The organism is Natrinema salinisoli (genome assembly GCF_020405205.1).
GTDB classification, from domain to species: domain Archaea; phylum Halobacteriota; class Halobacteria; order Halobacteriales; family Natrialbaceae; genus Natrinema; species Natrinema salinisoli.
This window is the reverse complement of sequence record NZ_CP084469.1, coordinates 1,150,303-1,164,114: the sequence shown is the minus strand read 5'-3', so window position 1 is coordinate 1,164,114 and position 13,812 is coordinate 1,150,303. Positions and strand designations below refer to the sequence as shown.

Here is a 13,812-nt window from a genome sequence, read left to right as displayed (position 1 = left end):
AATTCGTCCGCTGGTCGTCAGTCGTCGCTCGGTTCCGCGCCCGTGGCCGCCGTTTCGGTCGACGAGTCCGATTCCGCGGCCTCGCTGTGTCGAGCCTTGACCTCCTCGGGATCGAACTCGTTGGCGTCCATGTTCGGCTCCATCCCCGCGCGCTCGACGATTTCCAGGTCGTCGCCGGGCGACTGCCCCTCGGTCGTGAGGTAGTCGCCAGTGAGGATGCCGTCCGCGCCGGCCTCGAGCGGCAGGTGCTGCTCGTCGGGCTCGAGGTTGACCTCGCGGCCGCCGGTCAGGCGGACCCGCGAGTCGGGGTGGAGCAGTTTGTACACCGCGACCGTCTTGACGATCTCCTCGGTCGTGATGTCGACGCCCGCCTCCGCCAGCGGCGTCCCCGCGACGGGGTTGAGGACGTTGACCGGCAGCGAGGAGACGCCGATGTCCTGCAGGGCGATCGCGGCCTCGACGCGGTCGGTCGGCGTCTCGCCCATGCCGAGGATGACGCCGGCACAGAGGTCCATCCCGGCTTCCTTGGCGACCTCGAGCGTCTCGACCCGGTCCGCGAAGCTGTGAGAGTTGACGATCTCGGGGAAGTAGTCCGGGGAGGTCTCGATGTTGTGATTGTAGTGATTGATCCCTTCCTCGGCGAGGATCGCGGCCTCCTCCTCGGTGAGGATACCGAGGGAGGCGTCCACCTCGAGATCGCACTCGTCGCGAACCAGTCGGATCGACTCGAGGACCTCCGCCCACTCCTCGGGACGATGTTCCTTCGAGACGCCTTTCTCGGCGACGACGATGCCGAATCGCTGGGCGCCGTCGCGTTCGGCGCGCTTCGCCGCCTCGAGGATCTTCTCAGGGCCGAGGAAGCCGTAGGTGTCGATGCCGGTATCGAAGTGGACCGACTGCGCACAGAACCCGCAGTCCTCGGCGCAGTTACCCGCCTTCGCGTTGACGATCGAGCAGGCGTCGACCGTACCGTCACCGAAGTGATCGCGCACGGTCGCGCCGGCCTCCGCGAGCGCCTCGACCGGCTGGGCCATCAGTGCCAGCCCGTGGGTCCGATCGAGCTGCTCGCCGGCCATGACCCGCTCGAGCGCGTCGTCGACCGTCTCGTTTCCAGTCTCGTAAACCACATCTCTAAAAGCAGTTAACGAGAATATAATGTTTTTGGATGGTCACGTCGATTGAAGCGTCCTCGAGGTCCGCCGGGAGCCGTCGTTCTCGTGGCCCAGCATGTGAGGGACGCATCTCGTCGGTCGCGTCCGATCGTTTTCCACGGGAAGGAAGTTCACATCGGTTCCCCAACCTTTGAATAGTGACACGCGGTATCATGCCGTATGACTGTCAGCGTTCCGGAGGATCGGTTCGAGGACGTACCGGATTTCGACTACGAGCCGCAGTACGTCGACGTCGGTGATCTGCGGATGGCGTACGTGGAAACCGGCGGCGACGGGAGTACCACCGAGGACGAGGAGACGTTCCTCTGTCTGCACGGCGAACCGACCTGGTCGTTCCTCTACCGGAAGATGATGCCAACGCTGGCCGAACGGGGCCGCGTGGTCGTACCGGACCTGATCGGCTGCGGGCGCTCAGACAGGTACGAAGACCGGGACGAGTACACCGTCGACATGCACTACGACGCCCTTCGGACGTTCGTCGAGGAACTCGAGCTGACGAACATCACCCTCGTCTGCCAGGATTGGGGTGGCCTGCTCGGACTGTCGCTCGCGGCCAACCAGCCCGAGCGGTTCGCCCGGCTCGTCCCGATGAACACCGGCCTCCCCGACGGGACTCAGGAGATGAGCGACACCTGGCACGCGTTCGCCGAGATGGTGGCGACCGCCGAGGACCTCGACATCGGCGAGCTAGTCGCGAACGGCTGTTACCGGGACCTCTCCGAGGACGTGATCGACGCTTACCGCGCGCCGTTTCCGGACGAACGGTACATGGCCGGTGCCCGTACCTTCCCGGGGCTGGTGCCGCAATCGCCCGACGACCCCGGGGCCGAGTTGTTCGCGGACGCACAGGATCGGCTCGCCGAGTGGGAGAAACCCGCGTTCGTCCTGTTCGCGAAGAACGATCCGATCACGGCCGACAACCGCGATCCGCTGCGGGGCCTCATCCCGACCGCGAGCGACCAACCCGACGTCTGGATCGACGAGGCCGCACACTTCTTGCAGGAAGATGCCGGTGAGGAGATCGCCGAGCACATCGTCGACTTCGTCGATCGGACCTGACTCGAGGATCGACCGAACGGCGCGGCTACCGCGGCGTCTCCGCGCCCCACTTCTCGAGCGCCGTCGCGAGTTCCGGATGGTCGGTGGCGTACTCTTCGAGGCTCTCGCCGGCAATCGAGGCTTCGACTGACTGTCGAAGGGCTTTCGCCCCCGCGTGCGTCCCGTCGGGGTGGCCGTGAACGCCACCGCCGGCCTGCACGATGATGTCCGTCCCGAGGGCATCGATCAACTGATCGACGACACCGGGGTGGAGGCCGCCCGAGGCGACCGGAAGGACGGGCTTCAGGCCGTGACAGTCGCCCGTGAGCCACTCGTTGATTCCCGGCGTGTCCTCGTTCGCGAGTTTGCCCAGGCCTGCGGTCCCGGTGTGGATGTGGTCGACGCCGCAGAGCCGGGCGATCTGTGCGATGACGCGCATCGAGACGCCGTGGTGCTCAAGGCGATCGAACGCGGCGTGCATCGCGCGGTGGGCGTGGATTGCCAGGCCGTGCTTCTCACAGCGGTCTCGGACGCTCTGGACGGCGGCCCACCCACAGGTAATGACGTCGACCATGACGAACCCGCCGCCGTGTTCGGCCACGCGGTCGACTCGGTCTAGCATCTCGACGGTTTCCCCGGTCACGTTCACGAGGTAATCCTTGCGCTCGCCCGTCTCCTCCTGAGCGCGGTCGCGCGCGGCGAGGCTCTCCGCGAGCCGGTCCTCGAAGGGATTGAACGCCTGATCGGTCAGGTTCTCGTCGTCTTTCAACAGATCGATGCCGCCGCGCCAGGCCTCTTCACCGATTCTGGCGTGCGCGTCGGTCGAGAGGCCGACCTTGGGTTTCGGCACCGTCGCGAGCACCGGTCGGTCGCCGGCATCGAGTTTCTCTCGTGCGACGCTCGTGCCGAACTGGGGGCCCGGGAATTCTCCGACGATCGACTCCGGCCACTGGCAGTCCTCGAGCCGGATCGAGTCGACGGCCTTCATTCCGAGGATGTTCCCCGCGATACACGAGAGGATCTGTGGCATACTGCCGGGCTCGAACAACTCGGCGGGGTAGGCGACGGTGATCCGGTCGCCGTCGATTCCGCAGGCGACCGCACCGAGGTCCGTCAGTTCGTCCTCGTCGACGTGTAGCGCGGCCCACGTTCCGTTCGAGGACTCCGACGCGACTCGGCTCGCCGCGGCCTCCACGGACATGTCCGCCGCCGGTTCGATGGTGAATTCACAGACCAACTCCGTCGCTCCGGGTTCGTACCCGAGGTCCAGGAAGTCGTCGTACTCGATCCCAGTCATGGTACCCTTTCGCATTCATCGTATCGAGTAATAGGGCTTGTGCCGCGACCCGCCGACTGAGGGAGCGGAGCCGCGGCGTCCCATTTCCCGGCTCGAGCCGCGATTTTGCCGATTGTCTTCTCCGAGAGCCGTTCGTTCCCTACTTGTCAACTTCCGACCTCGTCGGTACCGCCTAACGGCCAATACACTAATACATCACATATCTCATCAATCGTGACTGGAAAAATTCCAAAAATTAAAGACGCGTGATTATGATCTAGACGTGAACGGGTTTATGACAGATAGCAAGATCGACAATCCGGGCGACACCGCGTTCGATGCGGGCGCGAGTGTCGACGAGTTGTTCGGGGAGCTCGAGGACGGCGATTCGGGGGAGAACCGCTGGACCGAATCGACGGACGGCGACGCCGCCGAGGCGGAAGAGACCGATCCCGTCGAGGACAGGACGGCGGCCGACGTCTTCGACCAGCTCCGCGCCGACGTAACGGACGAGGGCGGCGCCGACGACGTTCTCGCGGACGACAGTCCGGACGACATCATCGCGAGCGCGGACGAGCCCGACCCCGAGCGGGAGACGGCAGTTCACGACGATTTATTGGCCGACGACGACGAACTCGAGGACCTCCTTCTCACGGGCCGAACGAAAGACCAGCAGTTCCTGTGGATCGAAACGGACGAGTCCGACGAGAGTTCCGTCTCGGAGGAACCCCAGGAGTCCGACGCAAATCCCGCATCGGACGAACCGAACGGGACTGTCGACGAGGAACCGCCAACCGCCGAGACGGACCCGGAAACATCGTCGGACGCGACCGTTCGAAACGCCGACGACGATGCCGGAGCCGTCGACGAGATTGCCGATCGGCTCGCCGAAACCGAATCCGAACCGGACGAGCGCCCGTCGTCCGACGCCGACACGGAGGAGACGGCACCCTCGAACTCGAGTATCGCCGTTTCAGCCCAGGAAAACGGGACGGATTCGACCATCGGAACTGATTCGAACGCTACCGAACCCGACGACGCGGACGACGGCGAATCCACGACGGACGACACCGAATCCGCCGGCTTCTTCGGCCGACTCTGGGCGGCCGTCACCGGATTGTTCTGACGGATACCCCCCGGATTGCATCGACCGATCCCGCGGCACTCGAGCGCGACGGTGTATCGGTTGCGACGCACGCCCCAGCCCGGATTTCGCTGACGGTCGCTGTTCGTTTTCCGACGCGGATCCCGCTATCACGGGTCGGGATGCCACCCGAGTCCCGCCCGACGGACCGTGAACGATTTCGCACCGCAGTCGGGACAGTGTGTTCCGCCCGTTTCCGAATCGTCCGGCCGGTCCGGAATCGAATGCTCCCGCCCGCACGCATCGCACTCGATGTGGACTGGCATACGACGAAACGCGACGGCTACGGCCCTAATCGTAGTGCGAGCGACTGACGGCACCTGCGGTGTCGAGACGGGTTCAGGAAACGGTTTCCGAACAGCGACTGACCGACAGTAGCCGAAACCGCAAAACGAGCGAGCGACGGGGGCCGGTCAGGCGCGGCCCGCGAGTACGCTCGAGTGAATTACGACAGGAACTCTTCGATGTGGTCGGCGACTTCCTCGGGCGTGTCGCCGACGGGGACGCCGGCGTCGTTGAGCGCCGAGATCTTGCTCTCGGCGGTTCCGGTCCCGGAGCCGGAGACGATCGCACCGGCGTGGCCCATGCGCTTGCCCGGCGGTGCCGTGCGGCCCGCGATGAAGCCGGCAACCGGCGTGTCGACGTAGTCGTCGATGAACGCGGCAGCCTCTTCCTCGTCCTCGCCGCCGATCTCGCCGCACATGACGATGGCGTCGGTGTCGGGGTCGTCCTCGAACAGCTCGAGGGCGTCGACGAAGTCCGTGCCGATGATCGGGTCGCCGCCGATACCGATTGCCGTGGTCTGTCCGATGCCACGGTTGGTCAGGCTGTCGACGACCTGGTAGGTCAGGGTCCCGGAGCGGGAGACCAGACCGACGTTCCCCTCGGCGAAGATGTTGCCGGGGAGAATGCCGAGTTTGGCCTCGCCGGGCGTGATGAGGCCGGGACAGTTCGGACCGATGAGTCGCGTGTCGGTCTCGGAGAGGCGCTTGTTGACCCGCGCCATGTCCTGCGTCGGAATGCCCTCGGTAATCGCGACCGCGAGGTCGAGATCGGAGTCGAGCGATTCGAAGACCGCGTCGCCGGCGAACGCCGGCGGGACGAAGATCACGGACGTGTCCGCGTTCTCCTCGTCGACCGCTTCGTGGACCGTGTCGTAGACGGGGACGCCGCTGACTTCCTGGCCGCCCTTGCCGGGGACCGCGCCGGCGACGACGTTGGTGCCGTACTCCATCATCTGTTCGGCGTGGAACTTCCCTTCCCCGCCGGTGATGCCCTGTACCACGACGCGCGTGTCCTCGTCGACTAGTACGCTCATTGGTCGTTCACCTCCCCAGCGTACTCGACGGCACGCTGGACCGCGTCCTCGAGGGTCTGTTCGACCGTCACGAGGTCCTCGTTGAGAATTTCCATACCTTCCTCCCAGTTCGTGCCGGCGAGTCGGACGACGACCGGCTTGGGGATCTCGTCGAACTGCTCGAGCGCCTCGTTGATCCCGCGGGCGACCTCGTCGCCGCGCGTGATCCCGCCGAAGATGTTGAAGACGACGCTATCGACGTTGTCGTCGGAGAACACCATATCGAGCGCGTTCGCGATGCGGGCGGCCTTCGCGCCGCCACCCACGTCGAGGAAGTTGGCGGGTTCGCCGCCGTAGTAGTCGACCAGGTCGAGCGTCGTCATCACGAGCCCGGCACCGTTGCCGATGATGCCGACGTTGCCGTCCAGCCGGACGTAGTCGAAGCCGTACTCGTCGGCCTTCTGCTCGAGTTCGTCGCCGCCGGCGGCCTCCTCTTCCATCTCGGCGAGTTCGGGCTGTCGGAACAGCGCGTCCTCGTCGATGTTCATCACGGCGTCGGCCGCGATGACCTCGTCGTCTGCTGTGACCATCAGCGGGTTGATCTCGGCGTCCGCGCCGTCCTTGTCGTCCCAGAGCTGGTAGAGCGTGGTGAGGACGCTCGAGACGTCGCGCGCGACCGACTGGTCGACGCCAGCGTCGTAGACGGCCTTCCGGGCCTGATAGGGATGCATCCCGAAGGAGGGATCGATGTGTTCGCGGGCGATCGCGTCGGGGTCCTCCTCAGCGACCTCCTCGATGTTGACGCCCCCTTTGGTCGAGACCATCGCGACGGGCTTGCCCTCGCCGCGGTCCATCGTGATCCCGACGTAGAGTTCGTTCACGAAGTCGACCGCTTCCTCGACGAGGACGCGATCGACGTGATAGCCCTTCAGATCCATGCCGAGGATCGACTCGGCCGCTTCTCGGGCCTCGTCCGCGTCGTCGACGAGTTTGATTCCGCCGGCCTTCCCGCGGCCGCCGACCTGTACCTGCGCTTTCACCGCTACTGGATACCCGATCTCCTCGGCCGCGGCGACGACGCCGTCGACGTCGGACGCGAGCTCCGAATCCGGCGTCGGAATCCCGGCCTCGGCGAAGACGCTCTTCGCCTGATACTCGTGCAATTTCATTCCATTCGAACGGCCGTGCCGGCCTTGCTTAAATCCTGCCAGTTTCCACTCGCCGCGGGATTCCATCGACGCGCATTAACTACACCGGGTTCGTCACCGCCGTACCGTTTTCCTTCGCCCCTTCTTTGTGTGGGTTTTCAACTGAACGTGGGTGTGACGTACCCGCACGTCCGGAGTTAGCTCCGAAATACCGCTACGAGTTGTCGATTCTCCACTGGCAGCGGAGTTCCGGAACCGTCCCAGGAACACGAGTTCCGATCGAGGTCGTGGTTCCGGAACGACTCCTGGCCGTGGCGACCGAGCCACCGGGCAAGATACCCCCGACACAGCATTCAAACGTCGGCTGTCCTAACGTCTCACACGAGGCCCACTCGTTGTGAGAACCCCCACCGCAACGCACCGAACGCCGAGTTGGGTATCATCCCTCAAGGCCGGCCTTCGGTTTCTGGTTCACAGCAACCTCTTCATTTCGCTGGCGACCGTCAGCGTCGCCCTCACGACCGCCCTCCTCGCGAACCTCCCGCTCGATCCCCTCCCCCTCTTCATCGTCTTCGCGGCGACGATGTTCGTTTACACCGTCAACCGGTTCACCGACCTCGAGGAAGACGAGCAAAACGTCCCCCAGCGCGCGGCGTTTACGAAGCGGTACGGCCGACTCTGGCTGGCGGTCGGCGTCGGGCTCTACGTCGTTGCGGTCGCGACAGCGGTCGCGCTCGACGTCTCCGGTGCGGTGTACATGCTCCTCCCGCTCGCGGTCGTGTTCCTCTACTCCGTCGGCGGAGTCAAGCGAGTCTTCCTCGTGAAGAATCTCGTCGTCGGCTTCGCCTGGGGCGCGATTCCCCTCGGCGTCGGCTACTACTACGGCCAGCTGCGCTCGCCGGAGATCCTGTTTCTCTTCGCGTACGTCACGGTCATGCTCACCATCGCCGCGGTGGTCTTCGACGTCAAAGACATCGAGGGCGACCGCGCGGCGGGGATCCCCACGGTGCCCAACCTGTTCGGGCCGCGATGGACCCGCATCCCGTCGCTGCTGGCGACCGTCGCCGTCGCTGCGGGGGTCATCGCCCTCGTCGGCAGCGGGGCGATACCGCGCCGGTTCCTCGTCGTGCTCGCGATGAACGCCTACGTCGCCGCCTACATCCCCTTCGCAACCCCCGATCGCGGCCCGCTGTACTACGGGTTCGTCGTCGACGGCGAACACGTGTTCCTCGCCGCCGTCGTAGTGGCTCTTGAGTGGGCGATCTGGTGACTGGATCGGTACGAGCCCTGCCGTGCAATGCCAGTCGATTCGTCCGATAGGCCCACGTGGATCGGGATCGTACTGTCTGCTATGAGCGAGCGAATCCCGGTTACCGTCATCGACGGGAATACTGAAACGACTATCGAGGTCGAACCCGGGACGGTCCTTCGGGACGCGCTGCTCGAGCACGACTTCCCGGTCTACGGAGCGGTGTCGCGCCACGCCAACTGTGGCGGTCGAGGGCTGTGTTCGACCTGCACCGTCGAGGTCGATCCCGCGCCAGAGCCGACCCACTGGCACGACGCCGCTGCCGTCCGGTTCGGTTACCCGCGGCTCTCCTGTTGCATCGAGGTCGAGGACCCGATGACGGTCCGGCTTCTGGACAAGTACGTCTGGGGACAGGTGCTTCCGGACCAGTTGTCTCCGGACTGACTGTCGAGCGGCGATAGGCTCGCCAGCCGCGTCAATAGATCGCTCGTGGTTCGAATCGGTGCGTTCTCCGTACTCCGTTCGCGGAATACGTCTCCACGCGATTCCCACGCTGCCGGTGCAGCCAGAGAGGGGACGCAATCGAACCGTCCGTACCCGTCCCGATTACCGCTCCGTTCCGGAAGATACCGGGGGGCATAGCTATACCGTTGGCGTGTGTACATTTATCATGATCTCGAGAGCCAACGGTTCGCCGCTCGAGGACATCGGGTTCCTCGCGCGGTCGGACCACCGCGTGGCTGCGCTCGATGCACTCACCGAGCGCCCCTGTAGCCGAACCGATCTCCAGGAGTTGACCGGCGTTTCCCAGTCGACGATTCGACGGACGCTACGTACGTTCGAAGACCGCCACTGGGTTCGGAAGGACGGCCACCAGTACGAGGCGACGCAATTAGGCGCGTTCGTTGCTGCAGGAATGCGAGACGTGATCGACCGGTTCGAAACGGAACGGAAGCTCCGCGACGTCTGGCAGTGGCTCCCGATCGAGGCGAGCGGATTTCCGATCGAGATCGGTTCCGATGCGGTCGTCACGGTCGCCGAGATCGACGATCCGTACCGCCCGGTGAATCGGTTCGTGTCGCTGCTCCGTGAGACGAACCGATTTCGATTCGTCGGATTCGATCTGGGGCTCCTCGAGCCGTGCAGGGACGAACTCTCCCGTCGAATCGTCGACGGGATGGAGACGGAGATCATCGATCCACCGCGTATTGCCAGCTACATCCTCTCGACCTACCCCGAGCACTGTTCCGGGCCTCGCGAGAGCGACAATCTCACCGTCCGATTGCACGACGATTTGCCGCCGTACGGCGTCGCCATCTTCGATCGACGCATCGCGATCAGCGGACACGATCCCGAGAGCGGGACGGTTCGAGTGGTGATCGATACCGGCGCACCGGAGGCACGCGAGTGGGCGGAATCGATGTACGAGAGCTACCGGCGCGACTCTCGGCCGCTCGTTCCCGAACTGGTCGCCGAATGACTGCGCGACGCGGTGAGCTCGGAGACGGTCGCTGACTCCGGTCACCACCCGCTTCGATGGCCACTCTCTTGGAGTACGCCGATCGCCGCGGACGCGATGATCCCATGAGCGACCGTTCGTTCGCCGCCAGCCGGAGACCGTCGCTCAGCGGCTGCACGGGCGTCAGCGAGTGCACGGACGTCACCGGCTGCCCGGACTCCACTAGATGCCTACACGATCCCCCGACTCGTACCCACTTTTGCCGGGAGGCGAAACCATGACAGACGATCTGCAATCACGAGACAGTACGACGGGCCTACAGGTAGCGTGTGACACGGCAGTTTCCGGGTGCGTGTTCCGCATGCGGACCGAGGAAGACGACAGGGAACGACTGCTCGAGATGACGCGCGAACACGTCAAAGAACGGCACGGGAAGGAGTTCACCCTCGACGAAATCGAAGCCCAACACGTGGAAACGGTCGAGGTCCCACTCGAGGAGCAGGACCGATGAGTACGAACCGAGCAACGGCCGGCGGGTACGAGACCGATCACGAACTCGAGCGGGGAACCCGAATCGGTTCGCTTTTGATGGCGTTCGCGGGCGTCGCCTTCGTCGGCTACGGGATCGTCTTCCTCGCCAGAACGTTCTTCGGTACCGGCTTCGAACTCGGCGTCGCGACGTTGAACGGGGTCACACCGGCGGACCTGGACGCGATCGATCCGGCCATCATGCACTACATCAACCACCTCCACGTCGCCACCGCGGCGTTCATCATCGCCACCGGGATCGCCATCACGGCGCTCGCGTGGTACGGCGTCCGGAGCGGACAGCTGTGGGCGTGGGCGACGGCGATCGCCGCCGCCGTTATCGGGCTCGCGATCGCGCTCCCGATGCACTACGCCGATCTCTTCGCCCACGACTGGGTGACGCACCTCGGTCCGATCTACCTCGCGACGATCGTGTTCGTGATCGGTGCCGCGCTCGCCTACAGGGGCATCCAATCCGCCCCCCAGACGGCGGAAACTGGCGAGAACGTCGAGGCGTAACCGTTCCTCTTTTCGAGAGTCGATCGAACGACCTCGTCCGTCACCCCGGAATCGCATAGCGAACCGTCGCTCGACTACCGACGGTAACCGCTCGAGAACGATGACGGGTATTTTCGGCCGACGGTACCCGTGGCGGACGCGCGATCAGTCCCGATCCGTCTCGCTCCAGTCGCACTCCTGGCACTTCCAGCCGGTGACGAGTTCGGTGACCGACGGCATGTACACCACTTTCAACACGTTTTCACCGCAGTCCGGACACGCTTCGTCTGCCTCCTCGATCGAATCGACTTCCATCACGGAGTCGCCTTCGACGAGCTCCGCGAGCTTTTCGGCCGTGACCATTCGCCCCTGAACGACGCGATTCTCGCTCACACTCGGGAGTCCGAGCGCAACGCCCTAAGCGTTTCCTGAACCGACCGCCGGTGGAGCTCGACTCGATCGTCGACCGTCGTCCGTCCGCAACCGTCGCGGGACGACCACCCGACGCTTCGCCGGGATTTCGCGGGACAAAAGAGGAAGAACTCCGAGACGATCGGTAGCAGAAATCCGCGTCGCAGGGACCGGTCGGTCGCGGCCCGTCGGTTGGCACCCCTCCCCATCCGTCGGCCGTCAGCGGCGTGCGACAGCGTGGTTACCGGCGTACCACCTACCGCATCGTACGCGTCGATTCGAAGTAGTATCAGTGTATGCCTCACAGCGTGTGTACGCCGTACAGCGTGTGCATACCATGCACACCGCTGGCTGGCCCGTCTCGATCAGCAACTCGAGGTGCAATCTCCGATTGAGACGCTCATTCCGCGACCTCGATGGGTTCTGAGCGACGCTCGAGCGTGTCGAACCGGTCGACCGCCCACTCTCTGACGCGCTCGTCGGTCGACTCGAGGAGTGCAGTCGGCACGCCGTTTTCGTCGTAGACGGCGATCTGAACGGTTTCGTCCAGGATTCCCAGATAGAAGGAGATGCCGTCCTCGGCGACCGAGACGGTCATCGAATCGGTGTCGGCGATCGCCGCGAACGAATCCGAGACGAGGGGGTCAGTCCGCACCGTCTCCGCGACCCCCTCTGTAACGACCACCTCGAACACGGCGCCCGAATCGATGGCCCTCCGGGATTGTTCGAGTTGATTGGCTCCCGTCGCCGGCAGCGCCAATCTGGCGTGTTCCACCCCAGGGAGGGCCGCTACGTGACGTTCGACCGGTCCGTACGGGTTCGCTGGGGTCGATTCGACGACCGCTGCATCGGCCAGCCGGTTCGGATCGAATCCGAGCGCGTCCGCGGGGAGTCGCTCGAGCACCGGCCGTAGCCGGACGGCAGCACCGATTCGTTCCAGCGCCGTCGACAGTCCGGCCGCGGCCAGGGACCCGGCCGACGTCAGCTCGTAGCGCTGATCCCGTTCCCGGATCAACCCTCGTTCCGCCAGCCCGATCAGGTTCCGCTGTAGCGTCGTTCGAACGACGCCGGTTTCGGCCATCAGCGATTCCCTCGAGACGGCTCCCTCGGCCGAGAGCGTCTCGAGGATTCGAACTCGGTTCTGCGATCGCGACACGTACTCGAGCGTCTCGATCGCGAGTCCGTTCCGGTCGCTCATTACATCACGTCCTCTGAGCGAGCCCACTTTACCGCACCGGCCGCGACGGGACCCGGTGGCCCTCGCGATAGCGATCCCGGTGATCCACGCGAGTGATCGCCGTCCCCGACCAACGCGTCGTAACCGGCCTGTGTCTGCGGGCACAACCGTATAGGCTGTGACGCTCGAACGACGGTGTATGGAGACGCGATGGGCGACCGTCGACGGTGTTACCCTCGAGTTACCGGCCGACAGCACGGTCTGTGAACTTCGAGACGGACTCTACAAACCCGATGACGCAGTGCTGATCGCAGTAACGGGTGACCTCGTTGCTGTCGTCCACGACGAAGACCGGCCGCTTTCGGAGCTCGTCGCCGGCTGTGCGGACACCTACTACTTCCGTCGGCCGGGCGAACCCGACCGAAACGAACTGATCGCCAGGCTCGACTTCGAGGACGCACTGGAGGGGACGGAACGCGAGCAAAACGGAGCCGAAACGACGTTCCAGCGGCCGGGAATCGATCACTGAGTCTCGACGATTTCGACCGGGTCGTCAACGCGAAGGGGAGTGCCGCGATCGCGGTCGCGAACGCGGGTGATGACCATGAGCGAGTAGTAGTGATCGAAGGCGTCCGTGTCGGCCCAGTCGGGGAAGGTTTCCTCCCGCTTTCGGACGAACTGCTCCTGAAACCCTTCGATCGGCTCCCCGGTGTCGGGATCGCGCTGTGGGACCACGCAGCGACCGCAGGGGGTGACCCCCTCGAACCGAACGTCACCGATCTCGAACGCCGGTGCGTTCTCACCGACGAACCGATCCTCCCAGAACGGATCGACGCCGTCAACCTCGATATTCGCCCGCAGTCGGCGGCGTGCGCCCTCGATCGTCATCTCGTCGAACCAGGACGCGACGGTTTCGAGCGTGGCCGTGCTGACCACCGACGGCCCCATCTCGCGGCGGTCCACGAACCCGAGCGACGCGTCCCGCTCCAGCGAGAGGTCCTCGTCGAAGAAGTCGCTGAACCAGGATTCGGCGCGTTCGCGGTCCGCGTCGAGATCGAATTTCCGCGTCTCTCCGTCTGGCGCTTCGACCAGAAGCACTGACGTCTCCGGGTCGAAATCGGTATCGAGCGCGTGAACTCGATCGGTCCGTTTCCCGTTGAGCACGTCGCCCTCTTCGTCGAACAGTGCGAACTCCCTGTCGTGGGCCACCGTTCCGCCCTCGAGGACGTCGGCCCTCTCGAGATCGATGCCGTCGAGACCCTTCACCGGATAGACGGTGAGCCGCTCGAGTCGTGCCATTGGGTGGACGTTTCAGCCGATCCCCTATCAGTGTTCGTTCGAACGAAACCGCGATCGGAACGCGATCGCGGGACGGCCCACAACGGGGTGACAGTCGGCCGTCCGATAGCCGGCCG

General features: G+C 64.8%; 16 protein-coding genes. 8 read left to right on the top strand and 8 right to left on the bottom strand.

The window, feature by feature from the left end; translation table 11 throughout:
• Positions 1 to 17: 17 nt before the first annotated feature.
• Positions 18 to 1,127: a biotin synthase BioB gene (gene bioB, locus LDB05_RS05795; protein WP_226006979.1), complete on the bottom strand. Its 1,110-nt coding sequence runs from the start codon at positions 1,125 to 1,127 to the stop codon at positions 18 to 20.
• Between the two features lie 204 nt (positions 1,128 to 1,331).
• Between bioB and LDB05_RS05790 the strand changes: the two genes are divergently transcribed.
• Positions 1,332 to 2,231, top strand: a complete 900-nt coding sequence (locus LDB05_RS05790) for a haloalkane dehalogenase (RefSeq protein ID WP_226006978.1) — start codon at positions 1,332 to 1,334, stop codon at positions 2,229 to 2,231.
• Between the two features lie 25 nt (positions 2,232 to 2,256).
• Here the strand turns inward: LDB05_RS05790 and rbcL are convergent, their stop codons facing one another.
• Positions 2,257 to 3,507 (bottom strand): type III ribulose-bisphosphate carboxylase, encoded by a 1,251-nt coding sequence (rbcL, locus tag LDB05_RS05785; protein WP_226006977.1) that lies wholly within the window; start codon positions 3,505 to 3,507, stop codon positions 2,257 to 2,259.
• 274 nt (positions 3,508 to 3,781) lie between these two features.
• On the opposite strand from rbcL, the gene LDB05_RS05780 reads away from it, so the two are divergent.
• Entirely contained in the window at positions 3,782 to 4,612 is an 831-nt protein-coding gene (locus tag LDB05_RS05780) for a prolipoprotein diacylglyceryl transferase (RefSeq protein ID WP_226006976.1), read from the top strand.
• A gap of 128 nt (positions 4,613 to 4,740) precedes the next feature.
• On the opposite strand, the gene LDB05_RS05775 is transcribed toward LDB05_RS05780, so the two are convergent.
• The 3 genes from LDB05_RS05775 to sucC all read right to left on the bottom strand — a co-directional run bounded on the left by LDB05_RS05775 (position 4,741) and on the right by sucC (position 7,096).
• A complete protein-coding gene (locus tag LDB05_RS05775) occupies positions 4,741 to 4,896 on the bottom strand; it encodes a hypothetical protein (RefSeq protein ID WP_226006975.1) in 156 nt (51 codons plus the stop codon).
• Between the two features lie 179 nt (positions 4,897 to 5,075).
• Positions 5,076 to 5,948 carry a succinate--CoA ligase subunit alpha gene (gene sucD, locus LDB05_RS05770; RefSeq protein WP_226006974.1) on the bottom strand — a complete coding sequence of 291 codons (873 nt, stop codon included), beginning with the start codon at positions 5,946 to 5,948 and terminating at the stop codon, positions 5,076 to 5,078.
• The gene (gene sucC / locus LDB05_RS05765) at positions 5,945 to 7,096 is read right to left on the bottom strand and encodes an ADP-forming succinate--CoA ligase subunit beta (RefSeq protein WP_226006973.1); all 1,152 of its coding nucleotides are present in this window, start codon (positions 7,094 to 7,096) and stop codon (positions 5,945 to 5,947) included. Before sucC ends, sucD begins: the two co-directional genes overlap by 4 nt.
• Before the next feature lie 376 nt (positions 7,097 to 7,472).
• On the opposite strand from sucC, the gene LDB05_RS05760 reads away from it, so the two are divergent.
• The 5 genes from LDB05_RS05760 to LDB05_RS05740 all read left to right on the top strand — a co-directional run bounded on the left by LDB05_RS05760 (position 7,473) and on the right by LDB05_RS05740 (position 10,830).
• Positions 7,473 to 8,345 (top strand): UbiA family prenyltransferase, encoded by an 873-nt coding sequence (locus LDB05_RS05760; RefSeq protein WP_226006972.1) that lies wholly within the window; start codon positions 7,473 to 7,475, stop codon positions 8,343 to 8,345.
• Positions 8,346 to 8,426: 81 nt separating this feature from the next.
• Positions 8,427 to 8,768 (top strand): 2Fe-2S iron-sulfur cluster-binding protein, encoded by a 342-nt coding sequence (locus tag LDB05_RS05755; protein WP_226006971.1) that lies wholly within the window; start codon positions 8,427 to 8,429, stop codon positions 8,766 to 8,768.
• A gap of 226 nt (positions 8,769 to 8,994) precedes the next feature.
• Positions 8,995 to 9,804: a helix-turn-helix transcriptional regulator gene (locus LDB05_RS05750; protein WP_226006970.1), complete on the top strand. Its 810-nt coding sequence runs from the start codon at positions 8,995 to 8,997 to the stop codon at positions 9,802 to 9,804.
• Positions 9,805 to 10,060: 256 nt separating this feature from the next.
• Positions 10,061 to 10,294: a DUF1059 domain-containing protein gene (locus LDB05_RS05745; RefSeq protein WP_226006969.1), complete on the top strand. Its 234-nt coding sequence runs from the start codon at positions 10,061 to 10,063 to the stop codon at positions 10,292 to 10,294.
• Positions 10,291 to 10,830: a hypothetical protein gene (locus LDB05_RS05740; protein ID WP_226006968.1), complete on the top strand. Its 540-nt coding sequence runs from the start codon at positions 10,291 to 10,293 to the stop codon at positions 10,828 to 10,830. The genes LDB05_RS05745 and LDB05_RS05740 overlap by 4 nt, the downstream gene beginning before the upstream one ends.
• A 144-nt stretch (positions 10,831 to 10,974) precedes the next feature.
• On the opposite strand, the gene LDB05_RS05735 is transcribed toward LDB05_RS05740, so the two are convergent.
• Both LDB05_RS05735 and LDB05_RS05730 read right to left on the bottom strand, forming a co-directional pair.
• Positions 10,975 to 11,202: a DUF5795 family protein gene (locus LDB05_RS05735; protein ID WP_226006967.1), complete on the bottom strand. Its 228-nt coding sequence runs from the start codon at positions 11,200 to 11,202 to the stop codon at positions 10,975 to 10,977.
• Positions 11,203 to 11,620: 418 nt separating this feature from the next.
• On the bottom strand, positions 11,621 to 12,418 hold the full coding sequence (locus LDB05_RS05730) for a helix-turn-helix transcriptional regulator (protein WP_226006966.1): 798 nt from the start codon (positions 12,416 to 12,418) through the stop codon (positions 11,621 to 11,623).
• Between the two features lie 178 nt (positions 12,419 to 12,596).
• Here LDB05_RS05730 and LDB05_RS05725 point away from each other — a divergent pair, with 178 nt between their 5' ends.
• A complete protein-coding gene (locus LDB05_RS05725; protein ID WP_226006965.1) occupies positions 12,597 to 12,926 on the top strand; it encodes a hypothetical protein in 330 nt (109 codons plus the stop codon).
• Here LDB05_RS05725 and LDB05_RS05720 read toward each other — a convergent pair.
• Positions 12,920 to 13,696 (bottom strand): MOSC domain-containing protein, encoded by a 777-nt coding sequence (locus LDB05_RS05720; protein ID WP_226006964.1) that lies wholly within the window; start codon positions 13,694 to 13,696, stop codon positions 12,920 to 12,922. The two genes, LDB05_RS05725 and LDB05_RS05720, sit on opposite strands and share 7 nt — an antisense overlap.
• Positions 13,697 to 13,812 lie beyond the last annotated feature (116 nt).